Origin of the sequence: Streptomyces sp. NBC_00038, from assembly GCF_026343635.1 — a bacterium.
Classification (GTDB): Bacteria; Actinomycetota; Actinomycetes; order Streptomycetales; family Streptomycetaceae; genus Streptomyces.
In genome coordinates this window covers 2931709-2952713 of the sequence record NZ_JAPELQ010000001.1, presented here as the reverse complement: position 1 = coordinate 2952713, position 21005 = coordinate 2931709, and the positions used below count along the sequence as shown (strand labels likewise).

21 protein-coding genes are annotated in these 21005 nt (G+C 70.6%); 13 read left to right on the top strand and 8 right to left on the bottom strand.

All coding sequences use genetic code 11. The features are described from left to right. Window positions 1-9 precede the first annotated feature (9 nt). The gene (locus OG219_RS13570) at window positions 10-291 is read right to left on the bottom strand and encodes an Lrp/AsnC family transcriptional regulator (protein ID WP_266826252.1); all 282 of its coding nucleotides are present in this window, start codon (window positions 289-291) and stop codon (window positions 10-12) included. Continuing rightward, window positions 288-1019: a rhomboid family intramembrane serine protease gene (locus OG219_RS13565; protein WP_266826250.1), complete on the bottom strand. Its 732-nt coding sequence runs from the start codon at window positions 1017-1019 to the stop codon at window positions 288-290. The genes OG219_RS13570 and OG219_RS13565 overlap by 4 nt, the downstream gene beginning before the upstream one ends. A gap of 159 nt (window positions 1020-1178) precedes the next feature. Between OG219_RS13565 and OG219_RS13560 the strand changes: the two genes are divergently transcribed. The 5 genes from OG219_RS13560 (at window position 1179) to OG219_RS13540 (ending at window position 6628) form a co-directional block, all read left to right on the top strand. Next, window positions 1179-1418 (top strand): hypothetical protein, encoded by a 240-nt coding sequence (locus OG219_RS13560; protein ID WP_266465096.1) that lies wholly within the window; start codon window positions 1179-1181, stop codon window positions 1416-1418. A 32-nt stretch (window positions 1419-1450) separates the two neighbouring features. Further along, on the top strand, window positions 1451-2800 hold the full coding sequence (locus OG219_RS13555; RefSeq protein WP_266826248.1) for an NYN domain-containing protein: 1350 nt from the start codon (window positions 1451-1453) through the stop codon (window positions 2798-2800). 329 nt (window positions 2801-3129) lie between these two features. Further along, window positions 3130-4161, top strand: a complete 1032-nt coding sequence (locus tag OG219_RS13550; RefSeq protein WP_266826246.1) for an NlpC/P60 family protein — start codon at window positions 3130-3132, stop codon at window positions 4159-4161. Window positions 4162-4377: 216 nt separating this feature from the next. Then, on the top strand, window positions 4378-5400 hold the full coding sequence (locus OG219_RS13545; protein ID WP_266826244.1) for an NlpC/P60 family protein: 1023 nt from the start codon (window positions 4378-4380) through the stop codon (window positions 5398-5400). Window positions 5401-5431: 31 nt separating this feature from the next. After that, complete coding sequence (locus OG219_RS13540; RefSeq protein WP_266826243.1) at window positions 5432-6628, top strand: hypothetical protein; 1197 nt, start codon at window positions 5432-5434, stop codon at window positions 6626-6628. Between the two features lie 12 nt (window positions 6629-6640). Here OG219_RS13540 and OG219_RS13535 read toward each other — a convergent pair whose 3' ends face one another. Continuing rightward, the gene (locus tag OG219_RS13535) at window positions 6641-7165 is read right to left on the bottom strand and encodes a PadR family transcriptional regulator (RefSeq protein ID WP_266826241.1); all 525 of its coding nucleotides are present in this window, start codon (window positions 7163-7165) and stop codon (window positions 6641-6643) included. A 116-nt stretch (window positions 7166-7281) separates the two neighbouring features. Between OG219_RS13535 and OG219_RS13530 the strand changes: the two genes are divergently transcribed. After that, window positions 7282-8589: an MATE family efflux transporter gene (locus OG219_RS13530; protein ID WP_266826239.1), complete on the top strand. Its 1308-nt coding sequence runs from the start codon at window positions 7282-7284 to the stop codon at window positions 8587-8589. Here OG219_RS13530 and OG219_RS13525 read toward each other — a convergent pair. Continuing rightward, window positions 8553-9746 carry a glycosyltransferase family 87 protein gene (locus OG219_RS13525; RefSeq protein WP_266826237.1) on the bottom strand — a complete coding sequence of 398 codons (1194 nt, stop codon included), beginning with the start codon at window positions 9744-9746 and terminating at the stop codon, window positions 8553-8555. The two genes, OG219_RS13530 and OG219_RS13525, sit on opposite strands and share 37 nt — an antisense overlap. Window positions 9747-9937: 191 nt before the next feature. Here OG219_RS13525 and OG219_RS13520 point away from each other — a divergent pair, with 191 nt between their 5' ends. Further along, a complete protein-coding gene (locus tag OG219_RS13520) occupies window positions 9938-11080 on the top strand; it encodes a glycosyltransferase family 4 protein (protein ID WP_266826235.1) in 1143 nt (380 codons plus the stop codon). 180 nt (window positions 11081-11260) lie between these two features. Here the strand turns inward: OG219_RS13520 and OG219_RS13515 are convergent, their stop codons facing one another. After that, window positions 11261-13057, bottom strand: a complete 1797-nt coding sequence (locus OG219_RS13515; RefSeq protein WP_266826233.1) for a long-chain fatty acid--CoA ligase — start codon at window positions 13055-13057, stop codon at window positions 11261-11263. Window positions 13058-13396: 339 nt separating this feature from the next. On the opposite strand from OG219_RS13515, the gene OG219_RS13510 reads away from it, so the two are divergent. The 5 genes from OG219_RS13510 to OG219_RS13490 all read left to right on the top strand — a co-directional run bounded on the left by OG219_RS13510 (window position 13397) and on the right by OG219_RS13490 (window position 17655). Then, the gene (locus tag OG219_RS13510) at window positions 13397-14152 is read left to right on the top strand and encodes a metallophosphoesterase (RefSeq protein ID WP_266836085.1); all 756 of its coding nucleotides are present in this window, start codon (window positions 13397-13399) and stop codon (window positions 14150-14152) included. Window positions 14153-14275: 123 nt separating this feature from the next. Beyond that, complete coding sequence (locus tag OG219_RS13505) at window positions 14276-14716, top strand: SRPBCC family protein (protein WP_266826231.1); 441 nt, start codon at window positions 14276-14278, stop codon at window positions 14714-14716. A 226-nt stretch (window positions 14717-14942) separates the two neighbouring features. Beyond that, a complete protein-coding gene (locus tag OG219_RS13500) occupies window positions 14943-16115 on the top strand; it encodes an ArsA family ATPase (RefSeq protein WP_266826229.1) in 1173 nt (390 codons plus the stop codon). A gap of 58 nt (window positions 16116-16173) precedes the next feature. Beyond that, complete coding sequence (locus OG219_RS13495) at window positions 16174-16647, top strand: DUF5304 domain-containing protein (RefSeq protein WP_266826227.1); 474 nt, start codon at window positions 16174-16176, stop codon at window positions 16645-16647. 54 nt (window positions 16648-16701) lie between these two features. Then, window positions 16702-17655 carry an ROK family glucokinase gene (locus OG219_RS13490; RefSeq protein ID WP_266826225.1) on the top strand — a complete coding sequence of 318 codons (954 nt, stop codon included), beginning with the start codon at window positions 16702-16704 and terminating at the stop codon, window positions 17653-17655. An 80-nt stretch (window positions 17656-17735) separates the two neighbouring features. Here the strand turns inward: OG219_RS13490 and OG219_RS13485 are convergent, their stop codons facing one another. The 3 genes from OG219_RS13485 to OG219_RS13475 all read right to left on the bottom strand — a co-directional run bounded on the left by OG219_RS13485 (window position 17736) and on the right by OG219_RS13475 (window position 20010). Beyond that, window positions 17736-18506 carry an endonuclease/exonuclease/phosphatase family protein gene (locus OG219_RS13485; RefSeq protein WP_266826223.1) on the bottom strand — a complete coding sequence of 257 codons (771 nt, stop codon included), beginning with the start codon at window positions 18504-18506 and terminating at the stop codon, window positions 17736-17738. A gap of 75 nt (window positions 18507-18581) precedes the next feature. Further along, on the bottom strand, window positions 18582-19208 hold the full coding sequence (locus OG219_RS13480) for a hypothetical protein (protein ID WP_266826221.1): 627 nt from the start codon (window positions 19206-19208) through the stop codon (window positions 18582-18584). Beyond that, window positions 19201-20010 carry a carboxylesterase gene (locus tag OG219_RS13475; RefSeq protein WP_266826219.1) on the bottom strand — a complete coding sequence of 270 codons (810 nt, stop codon included), beginning with the start codon at window positions 20008-20010 and terminating at the stop codon, window positions 19201-19203. Before OG219_RS13475 ends, OG219_RS13480 begins: the two co-directional genes overlap by 8 nt. 175 nt (window positions 20011-20185) lie before the next feature. Here OG219_RS13475 and OG219_RS13470 point away from each other — a divergent pair, with 175 nt between their 5' ends. Continuing rightward, entirely contained in the window at window positions 20186-20980 is a 795-nt protein-coding gene (locus OG219_RS13470) for a 1-acyl-sn-glycerol-3-phosphate acyltransferase (RefSeq protein ID WP_266826217.1), read from the top strand. Window positions 20981-21005: the final 25 nt, after the last annotated feature.

The following is a 21005-nucleotide window of genomic DNA, read 5'->3' as shown; positions in this document are numbered from 1 at the left end:
GACCGGCTCTCAGCCGTCCAGACCGATCGCGAACGCCGCCTCCAGGTCGTGCTGGGAGTACGTGCGGAACGCGACGTGGGTGTCCGTGCCCTCGACGCCCGGGATCTTGCTGATCATGCCGGGGATGACGTCGGCGAGGTCGTCGTGGGCCTTCACGCGGACCATGGCGATCAGGTCGTACGTACCGGTGACGGAGAAGACCTCGCTGACGCTGTCGAGGGCGGCGATCGATTCCGCGATCTCGGGGATCCGGTCGACGCTGGTCTTGATGAGCACGATCGCGGTGATCACGGCTGGTTTTCTCCCTCGGGGGCCGCGGCTGGGGTTTTCACTCTAGCCGTACGGCCGAAGCGCACCCACGCGTAGACGAAGCCCAGCGAGAAGCCCACCAGGTGGGCCAGATAGGCGACCCCGGGGCCGGCCGAGACGCGGCCCGCCGCCAGCCATTGCAGGGTCACCCAGAAGGGCAGCACCACCCAGGCGGGGAAGCGCAGCGGCAGGAAGAAGAGGAACGGGAAGAGACTGGTCACCCGGGCCTTGGGGAACAGGTACAGGAACGCGCCGAGCACCGCGGAGATCGCCCCGGAGGCGCCGACCAGGGTCTGCTGGGACTCGGCGTTGGCGGCCGCGTAGCCCAGCAGGGCGAGATAGCCGCAGCCCAGATAGAAGAGGGCGAACTCGACGTGCCCCATGCGTTCCTCGGTCATCGCCCCGAAGACGTAGAAGAAGAGCATGTTGCCGAGGAGGTGGAGCCAGCCGCCGTGGATGAAAAGGGCCGTGGCGGGAGTGAGCGCCGCGCGCGCGTCCCCGGTGAACAGTTCGGAGGGCACCACGCCCCAGCGGCGGAAGTAGGCCCGCTGGGCGGCCAGCAGCTCGTCCCCGGTGCCGTACACCGGATTGAGTCCCGAAGCCGGGCCGATCACGAAGATCAGGCAGCACAGGACGATCAGCCCGTACGTCACCGGCGCCGACCGAACCCGCACCGTCCTGCCGACCGTCGTACTCCAGTTGCCGATCATGGTGCAGAGCATGGCGTAACCGGACGGATGTGCACAGACCGCCTCGCCGCAGTGGACGGCCGAGCGTCGAGTACCCGCCAGGCCTTAGGGTTACGAGCCATACGCACCAGGGAGACTGGTGCGGTACGGACACCAGAAGGAAAAGGAAAGCGACACCACATGACGGTTCCCCTCCCGACTGCCGAGACCCGGTGGCGCTGCACGCTCTGCGGCAACCTCACGAGGTTCGACGTGACCCGCTCGTCGAAGGTCGTCGAATATGTGCACCTCGACCTCGCCGGGGAACCCAAGGTCGAGGAGCGCGAGGTGGTCAGTGAGACCATCGAGTCGGTGCGCTGTCGCTGGTGCAACGCGTTGGATCAGGTGGAACTCGTGGACAGGCCGGGTGCCGGCTCCTGAGGGAGCGGGCCCCACTGATATTGGGGTGACGGATGGTGGAGACCACAGGCGGGGAGCCGGACGACGGCGCCGCCGAGGTGCTCGACCGTCCGCTGCCCGACGGCGTGCGCCGGCGGGTCGTGCAGATCGTCTCCGACGGCTTCGGCGGGCTGACCATCGGCGAACTGCCCACGCAGCTGCGGCAGTTCGCGCGGTTCGCGCCGAACCGGCGGGCCAAGTTCGCCGGTAACGCGATGGCCTCCGCGCTGGAGACGGACCCACTCTTCAGGCAGCGTATCGCCGAAAAACTGAGAGAGGCGCAGTCGGAGCTGACCGGCGCCCTCGACTCGGGCGCGCCGCCCCCGGCCGCGGATCCGCTGGACGTGGCGGCCGCGGCCTATGTGCTGCGCCCCGCGGGTTGGGTGAAGCTGGTGGCCGCCGCGGGCGAGGAGGCCCTGCGGGCGGACGCCGAGCGCGCCGACGAGGAGAGCCGGGCCGAGCTGGAGCGGCTGCGCCAGGAGCTCGCGGAGGCCCGCGGCCATACGAAGGCGGAGACCGAACGGCTGCGTACGGAGCTGGAGTCGGCGAAGAAGGAAGCCGAATCGCTTCACCGCAAGCTGCGCGGCGCCCTCAGTGACGTCAAGCGCGGCGAGGCGGCCGTGCGCAAGCTCCAGGCCGAGACGGACACCGCGCGGGCGGAGGGGCAGGCCCAGCTGTCCGCGGCCGAGAGCGAGGCCCGGCGGCTCAAGGCGCGGCTCGGGGAGGCCGAGGCGGCCCTGGAGGCGACACGGAGGGCGGCGCGCGAGGGTCGCAGCGTCGAGGACATGCGCGTACGGCTGCTGCTCGACACGGTGCTCGAGGCCACGCAGGGGCTGCGGCGGGAGCTCGCGCTGCCGCCCGTCTCCGTGCGGCCCGCCGAGACCGTCGACGCGGTCGAACCGGGGCGGATGACGCCGAAGGACATCGCCGCCCGCGCGCTGTCCGAAAACGACCCCGCGATCCTCGACCAGCTGCTCGCGCTGCCGCAGGCGCATCTGGTCGTCGACGGCTACAACGTCACCAAGACCGGCTATCCGCAGATGCCGTTGGAGAAGCAGCGGCTCCGGCTGCTCGGGCAGCTCTCGCAGCTCGCCGCGCAGACCGGCGCCGAGGTGACGTGTGTCTTCGACGGGGCCGAGCTGGCCGCGCCGGTGCTGCTCGCGCCGCCGCGCGGGGTGCGGGTGCTGTTCTCCAAGCCCGGTGTCACGGCGGACGAGTTGATCCGCCAGCTGGTGCGCGCCGAGCCGCCGGGGCGGCCGGTCATCGTCGTCTCCACCGACCGTGAGGTGGCCGACGGGATCGCCAAGGCGGGTGCGCGGCCGGTGGCGTCCGTGGTGCTCCTCAAGCGCTTCTCGCACGGTTAGCCCGCGTGGGCCGACGCGTTCGGCCGGATGCGGCGTACGCCCCAAAGGCAACCTACGCACCATGCGTAACGTCTGGGCGTGATGCCCGGATTGGCGAAACCTTCACGCAACGTACTGTCAAATGGGCATTACTGCATGTGAGTTGTGTGCAAAGAATGCGCTCGGTGACCGAGATTTTTCCCATCAGGATTTGAACTGATCACAAGAAGGTCACTAGGGTCAGGCCTCGAACCTCCGCTCGGGTGATCACTCATTGGGAGTGACGGTGGAGGGGGCCCCGCCCGTCGGAGCAATCGGCAGGCGGCTGGAGGAAGAAGGAGCTCGCCTTCGTGGCGTCCCACCGTCGTCCCAAGCAGCCGAGCCGCACCCGTGTGACCGTGCTCACCACCGCCGCGGCAGCCGCCGTGGTCCTCAGCGCGAACGCCGCCAACGCCGCGCCGAGCGAGAAGCCGAGCGTCGACGAGGTCAAGACCAAGGTCGACAAGCTTCAGGAGGAGGCCGAGCAGGCCTCCGAGAAGCTCAACGGCGCCACGGAGAAGCAGGACAAGCTCCAGAAGCAGATCGACACGCTCCAGGACAACGTGGCCCGCGGCCAGGAGGAGCTCAACGACCTGCGCGACGGCCTCGGTTCGATGGCCACCGCCCAGTACCGCACCGGCGCCATCGACCCCTCCGTGCAGCTGTTCCTCTCCGCGGACCCGGACGACTACCTCGACAAGGCGTCCACGATGGACCAGCTGAGCAATCAGCAGGTCGAGACGTTGAAGAAGGTCCAGGAGAAGCAGCGTTCGCTCGCCCAGCAGCGCGAGGAAGCCTCCGAGAAGCTCAAGGACCTCGCCGACACCCGGACCGAGCTCGCCAAGAACAAGAAGGAAGTTCAGGCCAAGCTCGCCGAGGCGAACAAGCTCCTCAACACCCTGACGGCCGCGGAGCAGGCGGCCCTCGATGCGAAGGAAGCGCAGGCCAGCACCGCCGCCCAGGCCGCCGCAGCCGGGGCCGGCGCTCCCGCCTCGGGCCGTGCCTCCTCCGCGTACGCCGCCGCGCAGTCCAAGCTCGGCTCGCCGTACGTCTACGGCGCCTCCGGCCCCTCCTCGTTCGACTGCTCGGGTCTGACCTCCTGGGCCTTCGCCCAGGCCGGTATCGCCATCCCCCGTACCTCGCAGGCGCAGGCCAGCGCCGGTACCCGGATCTACTCGCAGAGCGATCTCCAGGTCGGCGACCTGGTCATCTTCTACAGCGACCAGCACCACGTCGGTTTCTACGCGGGCAACGGCCAGGTGCTGCACGCCCCGCGCTCCGGCACGGTCGTGCGCTACGAGTCGATAGGCAACATGCCCTTCCAGTTCGGCGTCCGCATCTGACGCACCCGCTCCCAGGAGCCTGTCGCCACGCCGCCCAAACGGGCGAATCGCGGTGACTCGAGCTGACCCCACACCCCGTCGGTGACCTGCGTCTCCGGCGGGGTGTCACGTTGTGTGCCCGCCGGGGTCTTTGGCCGGTGCGTAGTCGCACGGCTACTGTCTGCCGCGTTTCCCCCAACTCCGGGGGAGCGTCAGCGGAAGGGAGAGCGGCTACTCGTGGGGTCCCATCGCCGCTTGGCACAGTCCGGCTTCGACCGGGGCGTCGGCGCCGCCGGTTTCGCCGTCTGCGTGATGTCCGCCGCCGCCGCGGCCCTCGGCGCCGTACCGGCCGCCGGAGCGCCGCAGGACGACACCCGGGCCGAGGTGGACCGCCTGTACGAGCAGGCCGAGAAGGCCACCGAGGAGTACAACCAGGCCGACGAGCGCGCCGACTCGCTGCGCGAGCAGGTGAGCGACGCCCAGGACGAGATCGCCCGGCAGCAGGAACGCATCAACACCATGCGGGACGCGCTCGGTTCGCTCGCCGGGGCTCAGTACCGCTCGGGCGGCATCGACCCGTCCCTCGCGCTGCTGTTCTCCGACGACCCCGACGACTACCTCGACAAGGCCGCCGTGCTCGACCGGATCAACGCCCACCAGGCCGGCGAACTCAAGGACCTCCAGTCCGCCATGCGCGACCTCGCCCAGCGGCGCGAGGAGGCCACCGGCAAGCTCGCCGAGCTGGAGAAGAGCCGCAAGGCCGTCGCCCAGCACAAGCGCACCGTCGAGCAGAAGCTGACCAGGGCGCGGCAGCTGCTCAACGCACTGCCGGACTCCCTGCGCGACGCCTACGACCGGGCGTCCCGCTCCGGGCGCTCCGACATGCCCGACTTCGGGGGCGCGGTCCCCGCCTCGGGGCGTGCGGCCGCCGCCGTCGCCGCGGCCCGCTCCGCGCTCGGCCGTCCGTACGTGTGGGGCTCCAACGGGCCAGGCGGCTTCGACTGTTCGGGCCTCATGCAGTGGTCGTACGGGCAGGCCGGGGTCGGTCTGCCGCGCACCTCACAGGCCCAGCGGAACGCCGGACGGCAGGTGCCGCTCGCCCAGGCACAGCCCGGCGACCTGGTCGCCTACCGCGACGACGCCAGCCACATCGCGATGTACATGGGCAACGGGCAGGTGATCCACGCGCCCTACCCGGGCGCGCCCGTCCGCTACGACCCGGTGGGCATGATGCCGGTCTCCTCGGTCACCAGGGTCTGACCCCGCGCGAACTCACCGTACGATCGGGAACGTGGCTGGTCGAAGGCGCGCGTCGCGAGCGGGGCTCTCCCTGGTGCTGTTGCTCGCCGTGCTGGTGGGCTGCGGCGGCACCACCGCCTCGGACACCGCGCAGGCCGAGGTGCAGCGGGTGCTGGACCGGCGGGCGGCGGCCGTCCTGGACCGGGACGAGCCGGCGTACCGGGCCACCGGGCAATCGGCCACCTCCGTCGCCGAGTTCGGGAATCTCCGCGACGTCCCGCTGGCGGCCTGGTCGTACCGCGTGACCGGCTTCCACCGCTCCGGCGACCGGGCCACCGCCGACGCCGAGCTGAGCTACCGGGTCGAGGGCTACGACAAGGCGCCCGTGACGGCCGCCCGCGACCTGGGCCTGACCCGCAGCGACGGAAAGTGGTACGTCGTCTCGGACGAGCCCGCCAAGGACGCGAGCGAGCAGTTGTGGGAGCAGGGGGCGGTGACGGTCCTGCGGGGTGAGCACAGCCTCGTGATGGGGGTCGGGCAGTCGGACGAGCGGCTGCGCGACTACGCGGACATCGCGGACCGTGCCGTGCCCGCCGTGTCCCAGGCGTGGGGCACCGACTGGTCGGCCCATGTCGTCGTGCTCGTACCGAAGTCGCTGGAGGGCATGGCGGGGCTGCTGGGCGCCGAGGCGTCCGGATATCAGGGCATCGCGGCGGTCACCACCGGCGAGGCGGGTGCCTCGGCGAAGGCGCCCGCGGACCGGATCATCGTCAACCCCGACGCGTACGGCGTCCTCGGCGACTTCGGCAAGCAGGTCGTCCTCACCCACGAGACCACGCATGTCGCCACCCGCACCCACACCACCGCCGCCACCCCGCTGTGGCTCTCCGAGGGCTACGCGGACTGGGTCGGCTACCTCGGCAGCGGGCGCACCGCCGCACAGGTCGCGCCGGAGCTGGAGCGCGCCGTCGTGGACGGGCACGTCCCGGCCGCGCTGCCGAAGGACGCGGACTTCGGGTTCTCCGGGGACGCGGGGAAGCTGGCGCAGGCGTACGAGGGCGGCTGGATGGCCTGCCGGCTGATCGCCGACCGCTGGGGCGAGGTCCGCCTCAACGACTTCTACCGGGCCGTGGGTGAGCACGAGAAGCGGTCGGGGGCGGTCGAGGACGCGCTGCGGGATGTGCTGGGTACGACGCCGGAGGAGTTCACGGAGCTGTGGCGGGACTATCTGCGGGCGCAGCTCGGCTGAGGCTCGGCCGATTCAGCCCTCCAGCTGTGTGATGGCCTCCGCCAGCCACTTGCGCTCCGCCTCGCCCGTCGCCCGCGCCACCCGGAGCATGCCCTGCCGGAAGAGGTCGTCGGTCTCCTCCGCCCGTACGGGTTGGCCGTCCCGGTAGAAGAAGCTCGCGGGCGTGTCCAGGAACTCCTTGCGGCGGCGCAGCACCGCGGCCTGCTCGCGGGGGTCGGGGAGGTGGCGCAGGAACGCCAGCAGCGTGTTGAAGCGGACCTGGTCGGTGATCTCCGTCTGCTTGGGGTGGCGCAGCCGCTCCAGGAGGTCCTCGCGGCCCCGGTCGGTGAGCGACAGGATGCGGCGGGGGGCCGCGCTGCTGCCCGGCTCCGCGTGCTGGTCCAGCTTGCCCGCGGTGATCAGGCGGGTGATCGCCGGGTAGAGGGCGCCGTCGCTGACCGGGCGGACATGGCCGCTCAGCGCTTTGATCCGCTCCTTCAACTCGTAGCCGTGCAGGGGCTCTTCGGACAGGAAGCCCAGGATCGACAGCTCCAGCATGCGGCGACTCCTCGTGGACGATGCGGCCGATGTTGACGATTGCGCGTCTCGCCCTTGGCATGCTACCTCTTATCGAGCTACCTCTAAACGAGGTATCTCGCATCGAGGGAGTCCGTGTGAACGCCCATCGCAAGCAGCTCATCGCGCTCGCCCACCCCGTCTACCTCTCCCTGCTCGCCTCCGTCGCCGCCGGGATCATCAACACCGTCTGGGTCTCCCGGCTCGGCGGCGACGCGGTGGCCGCCGTCGCCGTCGCGACCAACGCCGAGAACGTGCTGCTCGGCGTCGCCCTGGTCTTCGCCTCCGGTACGACCGTCCTGGTCGCGCACGCCCGAGGCGCCCGGGACCCGGGGGCGGTCCGGGCGGCCGTCCGCGGGGGCTGGGCGCTGTTCGCGGTGGTGACGCCGGTGGTCGCCGTGGGCGGATACCTGCTGCGGGAGCCGCTGGCCCGGCTCGTCCTCGGCGGCGACGGACGCGCCCTGTCCCTCGCCGTCGGGTACTTCGCGATCTCCCTGCCGGGCATCGCCGTCTTCTTCGCCCAGAACCTCGTCGACGGCATCCTGAAGGGCACCGGCGACACCCGCACCCCGATGCGCCTGGCCCTCCTCGCCAACGGCCTGATCCTCGGACTCGACCCGCTGCTCATCCAGGCGTACGGCGTCCAGGGCGCCGCCGTGTCGACCGTGCTGTGCCGCTGCGTGGCCCTGGCGGCCGGGGTGCGCGCCCTGCGCCGCAACGGGCTGCTGCGCGAGTCGGCGGGCTCCCCGCCTTCGGAGGCCACCGGAGCCGCACTCCGGCGCACCCTGACGACCGGGCTGCCGATGTCCGCCGACTTCACCGTGCGGCAGGGCGGGGCGCTCGTCCTGGTCGCGATCGTGGCCCGGCTCGGGGTGACGGCGGTGGCCGCCTACTCCATCGCGTACAAGGTCATGTACGTCGCGACCATGGCGTTCTACTCGGTCCGGCAGGCCGCTTCGATCCACACGGCGCACCTGCGGGGCGCGGGCCGCGACGAACGCGGTGCCGTCGGACGGCAGGCCGTACTCGTCTCGGGGGCGGTCGGACTGCTCGCGGCGGTCCTGCTCGGTGTCCTCGCGCCCTGGATCATGGCGGCCTTCGGTGCCGGACCCGAGGTCGCGCACCAGGGGGTGCTCTTCCTGTGCTGCGTCGGGCCCTACCTGGTCCTGCTGGCCTGCTTCATCGCGCTCGGCGGGGTCTTCGAGGGGAGCGGGGGAGCGCCGCTGCTGCTACGGGTGACGCTGCTCGGGACGGTGGTCCAACTCCCGCTCGCCTACGCCTTGTCGGGGCTGGGGCTGCCCGGGATCTGCCTCGCCCTGGCGCTGTCCATGACGGTGCAGTGCGCCGTACTCCGGGTGTGGGCGGGGCGTCAGGACGCCGAGGTCTCCTTGGTGCGGGCCGCCTGAGCGGGGAGCGCCAGGGAGGGCTCGGAGACCGTGTCGCGCCAGAGCAGCACGGCGGCGGTCACGGTGGCGATCACGAGGAGGCCGTTGCGGACGAAGAGGAGGGTGACGCCGAGACCGTCGCTGACCACGACGTGCGAGAACCAGACCGGGAACTCCAGGACCGTCACGAACGAGGCGATCAGCACCAGGCCGACCGGCAGACCCATCCGGCTGCCCCGGAAGCACAGACAGACGGCGGCGAGTCCGACCAGCCACACCATGTACTGCGGGCTGATCACCCGGCTCGTGGTCGTGAACATCAGCACCGCCACGAACGCGGCGTCGGCGAGCGTGTTCGCCAGGAACCGTTTCGCGCACAGCCGCCACAGCAGCAGCCAGCCGAAGGAGACCGCGGTGAGCACCAGCGCCACCGTGCTCACCAGGTCGACGCCGTCGCCGAGGAACTCCACGGAACCGTAGTTGAGCAGCACCTGCCCGTCCCAGCCGTACTGCCGGGCCACATGGAAGACGAGGGAGCCGAGCGACTCCACCTCGGTGCCCCGGTCGCGCTGGAAGGTGAGGAAGGCGAAGGCGCCCGGCATCGACACCGAGAACAGCACCGCGATCCCCGCGGCGGAGACCGCCGCCGCGGCCCACGCACGGCGCTTGACGGCCCCGACGAGCAGCAGCACAGGCCACACCTTCAGCATCGCCCCGAAGCCCACGAGCGCCCCCATCACCCGCGGATGGCGCGCTCCGGCGAGCAGCGCCGCCACCGCGACGGCCGTCACCATCACGTCGTACCGCGCGTACACGGTCGGCCCGAGCAGCGGTACGCCGATCACCCACACCCAGGCGCCGCGCAGCGACTTGCCGGAGCGCAGGCCCGCGTACTGGAGGAGTCCGAACACCACGAGGTCCGCGAGGAAGGCCAGCACGAAGAAGGCCGACGCGTAGTCGAGGAAGGGCAGCAGCCCGGGGGAGAGGATCGGCAGGGCGGCGGCCGGCGGGTACTGCCAGGTGACGTCGTCCAGCGGGAAGGTGCCGGTGCGCAGGACCTCGTACCAGCCCTGGTAGATCACCGAGACGTCGCTCGTGACGTCCGGGCCCGGGAAGACGAAGACCCTGAAGACGAAGAGCAGCAGTACCAGCCTGGTCAGGCCCCAGGTTGCCGGCATCGCGTACGGGAACCTCGCCCCCCTTGCGCCCGTCATTCGCACCTGGCCCTTGTTCGTCCGGATCTCGCACGTTCCGGCGAGTGCTCCGTGGATATGTTTTGGCGGGGTCATGATGGCGCGCGGTGCTGTGCGGAAGCCATCAAGCGCGGCCGTGCGGAGCTGTGAGTATAGGTTCGCTAGTGTCGAACACGATGCACAAGACCCTGATCGTGACGAACGACTTCCCGCCCAGGCCGGGCGGCATCCAGGCCTTCCTGCACAACATGGCGCTGCGTCTGGACCCCGAGCAGATCGTCGTCTACGCCTCCACCTGGAAGCGCGGCCGCGAGGGCGCCGAGGCCACGGCCGCCTTCGACGCCGAGCAGCCCTTCACCGTCGTACGGGACCGCACGACGATGCTGCTGCCCACACCCGCGGCCACCCGGCGCGCCGTCGGACTGCTGCGGGAACACGGCTGTACGTCGGTGTGGTTCGGGGCGGCGGCCCCGCTCGGCCTGATGGCGCCTGCCCTGCGCCGGGCCGGCGCGCGGCGGCTCGTGGCGACCACCCACGGGCACGAGGCCGGCTGGGCCCAACTGCCTGCGGCACGTGGGCTGTTGCGCCGGATCGGCGAGTCCACGGACACCATCACCTACCTCGGGGAGTACACGCGCTCCCGGATCGCCGCCGCGCTCACCCCGGACGCGGCCTCGCGCATGGTCCAACTGCCGCCCGGCGTCGACGAGAAGACCTTCCACCCCGGCTCGGGCGGCGACGAGGTCCGCGCCCGGCTCGGGCTCACCGACCGCCCCGTCGTCGTCTGCGTCTCGCGGCTCGTCCCGCGCAAGGGGCAGGACACCCTCATCCTCGCGATGCCACGGATCCTGGCCAAGGAGCCGGAAGCAGTGCTGCTGATCGTCGGCGGCGGGCCGTACGAGAAGCAGCTTCGGGGGCTCGCGCACGAGACCGGTGTCTCCGACTCCGTCCGTTTCACCGGCGCGGTGCCCTGGTCGGAGCTCCCCGCCCACTACGGCGCGGGGGACGTCTTCGCGATGCCCTGCCGTACGCGGCGCGGCGGGCTCGATGTGGAGGGGCTCGGCATCGTCTATCTGGAGGCGTCCGCGACGGGGCTGCCGGTTGTCGCCGGCGACTCCGGGGGCGCGCCGGACGCCGTCCTCGACGGCGAGACGGGCTGGGTCGTCCGGGGCGGTTCGCCTGAGGAGGCCGCCGACCGTGTCACCACCCTGCTCGGCGACTCCGAGCTGCGGCGCCGGATGGGGGAGCGGGGGCGGGAGTGGGTCGAGGAGAGGTGGCGCTGGGATCTGCTGGCGGGGCGGCTGCGGGAGCTGTTGTAGGGCCTGTTGGGGTGCCACTTGAGGGCTTATGGCGACTGCGGGTAGTCGCGGGCTGGCCGCGCAGTTCCCCGCGCCCCTGGCGGGGCAACGCCCCGTTCAGGGGCGCGGGGAACTGCGCGAGCAACCAACCACGGCCGGTACGCCGCAGGGGAACCCCCACCCCTACGGCGAGTAGGCACGTCAGCCCCGGTAAATCGCCTCAATTTCGTCGGCGTAATCCTTGGCAACCACATTCCGCTTGAGCTTCAGAGAAGGGGTGAGATGCCCCGACTCCTCACTGAACTGCTCAGCGAGGATCCGGAACTTCCGTACCGACTCCGCCTTGGACACCGCGGCGTTGCCGTCGTCGATGGCGTCCTGGATCGCGGCCAGCAGATCCGCGTCCTCGCGGAGCGACACCGCGGTCGAGCCGGCAGGCTTCCCGTGCTCGGTGGCCCAGCGGCCCAGGAACTCCTCGTCGATGGTGACCAGCGCGCCGACGAACGGGCGCCCGTCGCCGACCACCATGCACTCCGCGACCAGCGCGTGCGCGCGGATGCGGTCCTCGATCACGGCCGGGGCGACGTTCTTGCCGCCCGCGGTGACGATGATCTCCTTCTTGCGGCCGGTGATCCGGAGGTAGCCGTCCTCGTCGAGGGTGCCGATGTCACCGGTGTGGAACCAGCCGTCGGCGAGGGCCTCGGCGGTCGCGGCCTCGTTGTTCCAGTACCCCTTGAACAGGTGCTCGCCGTGCAGCAGCACCTCGCCGTCGTCCGCGATCCGCACGACGGAGCCGGGCAGCGGCTGGCCGACCGTGCCGATCTTCTGGCGGTCCCACGGGTTGAAGGCGGTCGCCGCACAGGACTCGGTCAGGCCGTAGCCCTCCAGGACCGTGAAGCCGATGCCGCGGAAGAAGTGCCCGAGGCGCTCGCCGAGCGGGGCGCCGCCGGAAATCGCGTACTCGCCCTTGCCGCCCAGTACGGCCCGCAGCTTGCTGTAGACGAGCTTGTCGAAGGTCTTGTACTTGATCTTCAGGCCGAGAGACGGGCCCGAGGGGGTGTCAAGGGCGCGGCTGTACGCGATCGCCGTGTCCGCCGCCTTGTCGAAGATCTTGCCCTTGCCGTCGGCCTGCGCCTTGGCGCGCGCCGAGTTGTATACCTTCTCGAAGACGCGCGGCACACCGAGGATCAACGTCGGCCGGAACGAGGCCAGTTCGTCGGTGAGGTTCTTGATGTCCGGGACCATGCCCAGCTTGATCGGCGCCATCATCGGCGCGACCTGCACGAGCCGCCCGAAGACGTGCGCGAGCGGCAGGAAGAGCAGCACCGAGCACTCGCCCGTACGGAACAGGGGGCGCAGCCGCTCCACGATGTTGCCGCACTCGGCGAAGAAGCTGCGGTGGGTCAGGACGCAGCCCTTGGGGCGGCCGGTCGTCCCGCTCGTGTAGACGATGGTCGCCGGGTCGTCGGCCTTGGCGAGCGAGCTGCGCTCCTCGACCGTCTCGTCGGTGACGTCCTTGCCGGCGCGGCCCAGCTCCTCGACGCCGCCGCCCTCGATCTGCCACACCTGCTTCAGCGCGGGCAGCCGGTCACGCACCGACTCCACGGCGGCCGCGTGCGCGTCCAGCTCGACGACGCAGGCGGTCGCGCCCGAGTCGCTGAGGATCCACTGCACCTGCTCCGCCGAGCTGGTCTCGTACACCGGCACGGTGACCGCGCCCGCGCTCCAGATCGCGAAGTCGAGCAGCGTCCACTCGTAGCGGGTACGGGACATCAGGCCGACCCGGTCACCGGGCAGCACGCCCGACGCGATCAGACCCTTGGCCGCGGCCCGTACCTCGGCAAGGAAGACGGTGGCGGTGACATCCGTCCACGCGCCGCCGACCTTGCGGGCGATGACAGCAACGTCAGGATGCTGCGCGGCGTTTCTGCGGACGATGTCGGTCAGATTTCCGTCCGCAGGGACCTCGTACAAAGCCGGAAGGCTGAACTCGCGCAAGACTGCTGCTCCTCATAGGGCGCCGACGCCACGACTCTGTGTGCTGCGACGGTGCGGTCCAAGGCTCGGGCAGGCACTCAGAGAGATCATTGTTGAAATCCTGAGTACGACTGGACTGCCCGGACGTTACCCGTCGGTATGGCTTCTTCGACAGGGGGGTCCGACGAGATGTTCGCTGCGTCACACAGGTTGGTGTTCCTTTGCGCACAGTAGTCCACGGCTTTCTTGACTGGCCAGTAACCGCAGGTCCGGCCCCCTTCTATTCACGTATGCCGCACAGGCCTACGCTTGATCGTCATGGCACCCACACCAGGCGGTAACCGCAGGACGCGCATTCATGTGGTCAGTGACGTGCACGGCAACGCGCGTGACCTGGCCAGGGCCGGCGACGGTGCGGACGCGCTGATCTGCCTCGGTGACCTCGTACTCTTCCTCGACTACGCCGACCACTCGCGCGGAATCTTCCCCGACCTCTTCGGCGTGGAGAACGCGGACCGCATCGTCGAACTGCGCACCGCCCGCCGCTTCGAGGAGGCGCGGGACTTCGGGGCCCGGCTGTGGTCCGGCATCGGCTCGGACCGGGCCGCCGCCATCGAGAAGGCGGTGCGCAAGCAGTACGCCGAGATGTTCGGCGCGTTCCCGACGCCGACGTACGCGACCTACGGCAATGTCGACATGCCGATGTTGTGGCCGGAGTACGCCGGACCCGGCACGACGGTCCTCGACGGCGAGCGGGTGGAGATCGGCGGCCGGGTCTTCGGCTTCGTCGGCGGTGGACTCATGACGCCCATGCGCACGCCCTACGAGATCAGCGACGAGGAGTACGCGGCGAAGATCGAGGCGGTCGGCGAGGTCGACGTGCTGTGCACGCACATCCCGCCGGAGGTCCCGGAGCTGGTCTACGACACGGTGGCCCGCCGCTTCGAACGCGGTAGCCGTGCCCTCCTGGACGCGATCCGCCGCACCCGGCCCCGCTACTCGCTCTTCGGCCATGTGCACCAGCCGCTGGCGCGGAGAATGCGGATCGGGGCGACCGAGTGCGTGAACGTGGGTCACTTCGCGGGCTCCGGGCGGCCGTGGGCCCTGGAGTGGTGAGCCCGCCGCCCTCCCGTACCCGGTGCGGGTGAATGCGCCCCGTCCGGTGCGCGGTAGCCTTCACGCTGCACACACGTGCGCACCACCCTCCCTCACCGGACCGTATCTGGAGGAGCCACGGCGATGGCTGAACACACCAGTTCGAGCATCACGATCGAGGCGGCACCGGCTGATGTCATGGCGGTCATCGCCGACTTCGCCCGCTACCCGGACTGGACCGGCGAGGTGAAGGAGGCGGAGGTACTCGCCACGGACGACCAGGGCCGCGCCGAGCAGGTACGTCTGGTCATGGACGCCGGCGCCATCAAGGACGACCAGACCCTCGGCTACACCTGGACCGGCGACCACGAGGTCTCCTGGACCCTGGTCAAGTCCCAGATGCTCCGCTCCCTCGACGGCTCGTACATCCTCAAGCCCACAGGCACCGACGCCACCGAGGTCACCTACCTCCTGACGGTCGACGTCAAGATCCCCATGCTCGGCATGATCAAGCGCAAGGCCGAAAAGGTCATCATCGACCGCGCGCTGGCCGGCTTGAAGAAGCGGGTGGAGGAGACCAACTAGCCCTTGCCGGAGATCTTTCAGCTCGTCCGGAGATCTTTCAGCCCGTCCGGCGTTTGAGGACGAGCCCTTCGGGCGAACGGGGGTCTGGGGGCGGAGCCCCCAGGTACGGGACGGGTAGGGGCGGAGGGGGCGAAAAAGCCCCTACGCCGGCACAGGCGCCGGGTGCCACGAAAACGGAGCCCACCCCGCCAAGGCGCCCCCGCCAGCCCAGGTACCGTTCACCCTCATGCGCACCCTCCTGATCACAGGCCCCGGCGGCACAGGCCGTACCACCGTCGCCGCGGCCACCGCGCTGAAAGCCGCCCGCGAGGGCACCCGCACCCTGGTCCTGAGCGCCGACCGCACGGACACCCTGGGCGCCGCCCTGGGCGTACGGACAGGCCCCGCCCCAGTGGAGGCGGGCCCCAACCTCACCGCCTGGCGCCCCGACGCCGCAGAGCGCTTCCGCGCCGACCTCACCGCCTTCCAGAACCGCGCAGGCACCGCCCTGGACCTGCTCGGCGCCGCCCGCCTGGACGCCGAGGAAGTCACCCCCCTCCCCGGCGCCGAGGAGCTGGCCCTGCTCCGCGCCCTGCGCGACGCGGCGACCTCGGACACGTACGACCTCCTCGTCGTCGACCTCCCCCCGACCCCCCAGGCCCTCGCCCTCCTCGCCCTCCCCGAGGAACTCCGCCGCTACCTGCGCCGCCTGCTCCCCGCGGAGCGCCAGGCGGCCCGCGCCCTGCGCCCCGTCCTCGGCCGGCTCGCGGGCGTCCCGATGCCCTCGGAGTGGCTGTACGAGACGGCGGCCCGCTGGGACATCGAGCTGGCCGCCGTGGAAGCGGTCGTCGAGGACCGCGCCACGACCGTACGGCTGGTCGCCGAGCCGGGGCCGGCAGGCACCGACGCCGTACGCAGTGCCGGCACGGGCCTCGCCCTGCGCGGCCTCTCCGTCGACGCCCTGGTGGCGAACCGCGTGCTGCCCCATGCCACGAACGACACCTGGCTCGCCGCGCTCGCCGCCCAGCAGCGCAAGGCACTCGACGAGTGGCAGGAGACGTACGACGTCCACGAGGTTCCGCACCGCGGGCACGACCCGCGCGGTACCGACGACCTCGGCGCGCTCCCCGTACCCGGTGTCGTCAACGAAACGCCGTCCCCCGTCGAGTGGCCCCTCACCGACCACCTCGCCGACGAAGGCGTCCTCGTCTGGCACATCACGCTCCCCGGCGCCATACGCGAGGAGCTGGACCTCATCCGGCGCGGCGACGAACTCGTCGTCACCGCCGGGCAGTTCCGCCGGATCGTGCCGCTGCCCTCCGCCCTGCGCCGCTGCACCGTCGACGGCGCCGCCCTGCGCGAGGGCGAGCTGAGGATCCGATTCGCGCCGGACCCCGATCTGTGGCCACGGACACGGTGAACCGCGTACCTCCGTTCGGGTAACGTCGGAGGGACGAAACGTAGTCAGGAGAACCGCCATGAGCGAAGAGCGCCCGACGTCCGACGCCGCTCAGGAAGCGACTGACGAGGTCCGTGCGTCCGACGTCGATGCCGACGCCTGGGCGACCGCGACCGCCGAGGATCTCGCGGCGGAGAAGGCCCGCCGCCGCGCTCAGTACGGCGCACCGCCCGGCTCGGCCGCCGAGGAGCTGCGCAAGCTCGTCGACGCCGTCGCCGACAAGCTGTCCGGAATGCAGTCTCCGCTGCTCGGAGCGGTCGCGGGCGGTGCCGCCCAGCAGATGGTCAACCAGGTGGTCCAGCAGGCCAAGGCCGCCGTCGAACCCGTCATGGAGCGCAACCCCGACGTCTTCGACCACCTCGCGGCCGCGGGCACCGAGCTGCTCGCCGCCTATCGCTCGGCCGTCGAGGCACAGGAACGGCGCTGGACGTCCCGGGACACGGATCCTCGCGACGAGGGCACCGGTCCAGGCGAACACATCGACTTGGACTAATGGCAGCTCGGGTACGGTTGGCCGTAGCGGGGCTCGACCGAAACTGAGGGATTCATGGGACTCACCATCGGCGTCGATATCGGCGGCACGAAGATCGCGGCCGGTGTGGTCGACGAGGAAGGCAATATCCTCTCGACCCACAAGGTGCCGACCCCCACCACACCGCAGGCCATCGTGGACGCCATCGCCTCCGCAGTGGAGGGTGCCCGCGCCGGGCACGAGATCGTGGGCGTGGGCATCGGTGCCGCCGGCTACGTGAACCGCCAGCGCTCGACGGTCTACTTCGCGCCGAACATCGACTGGCGGCAGGAACCGCTCAAGGCCGAGGTCGAAGCGCGGGTGGGGCTGCCGGTCGTCGTCGAGAACGACGCCAACGCCGCCGCGTGGGGCGAGTACAAGTTCGGCGCCGGCAAGGGCCACCGGAACGTCATCTGCATCACGCTGGGCACGGGTCTCGGCGGCGGCATCATCATCGGCAACAAGCTGCGCCGCGGGCACTTCGGGGTGGCCGCCGAGTTCGGGCACATCCGGATGGTGCCGGACGGGCTGCTGTGCGGGTGCGGTTCGCAGGGGTGCTGGGAGCAGTACGCCTCCGGGCGGGCGCTCGTCCGGTACGCCAAGCAGCGGGCCAACGCGACACCCGAGAACGCGGAGATCCTGCTCGCGCTGGGCGACGGCAGCCCCGACGGCATCGAGGGCAAGCACATCTCGGTCGCCGCGCGCCAGGGGGACCCGGTCGCGGTGGACTCCTACCGCGAGCTGGCCCGCTGGGCCGGTGCCGGTCTCGCCGACCTTGCCTCGCTCTTCGACCCGTCCGCCTTCATCGTCGGTGGCGGTCTGTCGGACGAGGGCGAGCTGGTTCTCGACCCCATTCGTAAGTCGTACAAGCGTTGGCTGGTGGGGGGCAACTGGCGGCCCGTCGCCGATGTCATCGCGGCGCAGCTGGGGAACAAGGCTGGGCTTGTGGGGGCCGCGGACCTGGCCCGGGAGCCGGACCCGATCATGTGACGTCCGCTGTGTGATGCGCGCCCGCCGTGCCCCTCGGGGTCGGCGGGCGTCGTCGTGCCCAGCGTCGTCGGGCGCGGCTCCTACCCGGCGGGCACCTTGAGGGCGGCCAGCACCGGCAGGTGATCGGTCGCCCTCCTGAGGTCACCCTCGGTCACACCGTCAAGACCCAGCGGAACCCCGCACCCCAGGACCTCCACACCCTCCGTGGCGAAGATCGCGTCGATACGCTGGTGCGGGTCCTCGGGAGTGGAGGTCTGCTCAGCACCCCAGGGCCGGGTGGCCCAGCCGTCCTGAAGGGCCCCGGCAAGCCGCTTGAAGGTGCGCCCGTCCGGCCGCTCATTGAGGTCGCCCCCGACCACGGCATGCGGAGTGCCAAGACGGGCCAGCCGGTCGAGGAGCATGCCCCCCTGTTCGTAGCGCTCGTCCTTCTGCAGCGAGAGATGACAGCTCAGAACACCGAGGCGGGCCCCACCGAACCGGACCACCGCGGTGGCGAACCCACGCCGGTGCAGCCCGGGCGTGAGCGGAAGCAGAACATCCTCGGTCCGCTCGACCGTCGCCCGCAAGGAGCACAACAACGCGGGCCCGGACGCGGTGGCCCCACCGGACAGGACCATCTGCCCGGAAGCCGCCGCAAGCCGGGCCAGCTTCTTCCGCCACCGGAAGAACCGCGGAGCCTCCTGCACCAGCACAAGGTCGGGCGCACAGGCACCGATCACCCGCGCGAGCGCATCCGTGTCATCGCGCATCGAACGGATGTTGTAGCTGAGGACCCGGACAACAGCCGAACCATCGGATTCAGTACGGGAGTTGGGCAGCGCCCTGATCCCACTGGACGAGTTCGTAGGCATGGCGATCAAGATACGACAACGCAGCCCCAGGCACCTGGCACGCCCCGCAGCCGCCCATCCACGGAAGCGGCGCGGTCAGACCACTGCGCCCCGGCCGGGGTCGTCGCCGTCCTCGTCGTCGCTCTTCATGCGTGTCACCAGCGTGGCGAAGCCGCCCAGGAAGCCGCCGATGCCGAGGGTGGCGAGCCACCAGGTCATGTCCCAGCCGAGCAGGACGGCCAGCAGGAGCAGCACGGGGCCGCCGAGGACTGCCAGCCACGCGAACTTGGCCGTGGCGTCGGCCGAGGGGAGCGGGGGTGGCTCGGGTGGTACGAAGTGGCCCTCGTCGGTGTCGTCGAAGTCGTCGTCCGTGGGCTCGGGGGACTCGAAGTCACGCGGGCCGGCCACGCCGGGGGCGAAGGCCACGGAGCTGCCGAGGGGCTTTGCGGGCTTGTCTCCGGGCTTGTCCTCGGCCTTGTCGTCCTGGCTCTGCTTGTCCTTGTCCTTGCCCGTGTCCGCGTCGTCGTTCGTCTCGGGTTCGAGGAGGGCCAGGTCTTCCACCGACTTGAACGGTTTCGCGCCGGGCGGGTCCTTGGGCTCCTCGCCGTAACCGGAGACGATCGCCTCCCATGCGGCCTCCTCGTCGAAGGGCACGCTCTGCTCATCGCCGAGGGGCACGCCCTTCTCCTCGGAATCGTCGCGGTCCGCCTCGTGCTCAGCCACCGGTGGCCGTCCCTTCCTGCTGAACCCCTCGACCGGCGTCGGACTCCTTGCCGACGCCGGGTGCGAGCCGGCCGATGAACGCGTAGCTCTCCTCGAAGATCCGGTCCGCGTCGTGGTCCAACGTCGCGACGTGGTAGCTCTGTTCCAGCAGGATCTCCGTCACGTCCGTGGACGACACCCGGCTGAGGATCCGCTCCGAGTCGACGGGCGGCACCACATGGTCCTGCGGGCTGTGCAGGAGCAGCATCGGCTGCGTGACCTGCGGCAGCTCGCCATCGAGCATTCGGTAGAAGTTGCGCATCGAGTGCGCCGCGTGCAGCGGCACCTTGTCGTAGCCGATCTCGGCGCCGCCCTCTTTGGCGATGTCGCTCGTGATGCCGGGCACCGTGCGCACGAAGTGCCGGAGCACCGGAAGGGCGTGTGCCGCCAGGCCGTGCACCTTGTTCGCGGGGTTGACGACGACGATGCCGCTCACCTCGTCCCCGTGCTTCGCGGCGAGCCGCAGGGTCAGCGCGCCGCCCATGGAGAGGCCGAAGACGAACACGTGGGCGCACCGCTCCCGGAGGGCGCGCAGCTCGCGGTCCACCTCGGCGTACCAGTCCTGCCAGCCGGTGAGCTGCATGTCCTCCCAGCGCGTGCCGTGCCCGGGCAGCAGCGGCAGCGCGACGGTCAGACCGCGCTCGGCGAGATACTCCGCCCAGGGGCGCAGCGACTGCGGGGAACCGGTGAAACCGTGGCACAGAAGGACGCCGACCTCTCCGCCTTCATGGCGGAACGGCTCGGCTCCAGGAAGGACCGGCACCTTCGGTCTCCTGTTCGTGAGACGGGCGGAAGCAAGAAATGGCCCCGGGGCTTCGAGGCGTACTTCACCGTACGCGACCGCACTGACACCGACCAGGGTCGTCGGGGCCTTTGACAGTGCTCCGGGTTAAGGTCTGACCTACGACACAGGAGGCACTCGGTTGATCTACGGCGCAATGAAGTTTTCCATCGGAGGGCCGCTGAAGCTCGCCTTCAGACCCTGGGTGGAAGGCCTCGAGCACATCCCCGCCGAGGGCCCCGCCATTCTGGCGAGCAATCATCTGTCGTTCTCGGACTCGTTCTTCCTGCCCGCGGTCCTCGACCGCAAGGTCACCTTCATCGCGAAGGCCGAGTACTTCACGACGCCCGGCATCAAGGGCCGGATGACCGCCGCCTTCTTCAAGGGCGTCGGCCAGCTCCCCGTGGACCGCTCCGGTGCGCGCGGCGCGGGCGAGGCGGCCGTCAAGAGCGGTATCGGCGTCGTCGAGCGCGGTGAGCTGTTCGGTATCTACCCGGAGGGCACGCGCTCGCCCGACGGCCGTCTCTACCGCGGCAAACCCGGCGGCCTCGCGCGCGTGGCGCTCGCCACCGGAGCGCCCGTCATTCCGGTCGCGATGATCGACACCGAGAAGATCCAGCCGCCGGGCAAGGTGATGCCCAAGCTGATGCGCCCGGGCATCCGCATCGGCAAGCCGCTCGACTTCAGCCGCTACAACGGCATGGAGCACGACCGTTTCGTGCTGCGCGCCGTGACCGACGAGGTCATGTACGAAATCATGAAGCTCTCCGGCCAGGAGTACGTCGACGTGTACGCGACGGCCGCCAAGCGGCAGCTCGCGGAGGCGGCGAAGGCCGAGAAGCAGGCGCACAAGGAAGCCGAACAGGCGCAGAAGCAGGCGGAGAAGGCCGCGAAGGACGCCGAGGCCGAAGCGGCTGTCTCGGCGGCTGACACGGAACGGGCCGGCTCTTAGGCGAGTCCGTCAGGGGTATGGGGTG